The organism is Vibrio sp. YT-19(2023), from assembly GCF_033337395.1.
In genome coordinates, this window is sequence record NZ_JAWOQN010000131.1 from 1 (window position 1) to 1166 (window position 1166).

The following is a 1166-nucleotide window of genomic DNA, read 5'->3' on the forward strand; positions in this document are numbered from 1 at the left end:
TATGTTCGTTCAAAAGGGGAGTTACTAATTGATAACTGGTTGTATTTGGCTGGCATTGTCCATGCTTACGAGCGACAAGTCCCGATAGAACAAGAAGTGATGAGCGATTTTTATCTTCCTGCTGGCAAGCTGTACCTTCAGTTTTGGGGAAGTGATAGCGGAGAGACGCCAGAAAAAGAGCGAGAAGCCATTCGTGCGGTGTATCAGCAACACAACTTCAATTTGATCGAAGTAGAGCCAAGTGAACTAGACAAGCTGGATGAAGTATTGCCAAAACGTCTGCGCCAATTTGGCATCCAAGCGTACTGAGGTTCTTCTCAAATGAATGAAGATGCTTGCGATGTGATGGTATTTGTCATGCCCAGAAACGAAAAAACCCGTGATGATTCACGGGTTTTGTATTTTTAGCGGTTATCTTGGCTTATCGCACGAAGGACTAGAAACCTTTGATGTTTTCCGCTTCTAGCTCAGAGAAGTACTTAACTGTCTTCACTTTAAGCTCTTGTTGTGAAGGCTCGTCACATACGATCACTGCTTTAGGGTGCAGCTGAAGAGCAGAAACTGTCCATAGGTGGTTTACACAACCTTCAACAGCCGCTTCTAGTGCAAGTGCTTTGTTGTGACCAGTCACTAGGATCATCACTTCTTCTGCGTCTAGTAGTGTGCCTACACCGATAGTCAGTGCGTATTTAGGAACTTGGTTGATGTCGCCATCAAAGAAGCGAGAGTTCGCGATACGAGTATCTTCAGTTAGTGTCTTGATGCGAGTGCGAGAAGACAGAGAAGACGCTGGCTCGTTGAATGCGATGTGACCGTCGTTACCTACGCCGCCCATGAATAGGTTGATTTTGCCGTAAGACTTGATTTTGTCTTCGTAGCGTTTGCATTCTGCTTCGTGGTTGTCAGTGTTGCCGTTCAACAGGTTGATATTTTCTTCTTGAATATCAATGTGGTTGAAGAAGTTGTTGTACATGAATGAACGGTATGATTCTGGGTGATCCGCAGGGATACCGATGTATTCATCCATGTTGAAAGTGACAACGTGTTTGAAACTTACTTCACCAGCTTGGTAAAGCTCGATCAGTGCTTTGTAAGTTGCTAGAGGAGTGCCACCAGTTGGTAGACCCAGAACGAATGGACGCTCAGCAGTAGGTTTGAAATCGTTG

At 44.9% G+C, this 1166-nt stretch carries 1 protein-coding gene and 1 pseudogene; one reads left to right on the forward strand and one right to left on the reverse strand.

From position 1 onward, the window contains the following. Window positions 1-309 (forward strand): annotated as a pseudogene (locus R7E78_RS24360) (glycerol kinase); the annotation flags it as partial. Window positions 310-436: 127 nt separating this feature from the next. Here R7E78_RS24360 and nagB read toward each other — a convergent pair. After that, window positions 437-1166: glucosamine-6-phosphate deaminase (gene nagB / locus R7E78_RS24365; RefSeq protein WP_318058369.1), on the reverse strand; the 730-nt coding region annotated here is incomplete at its 5' end.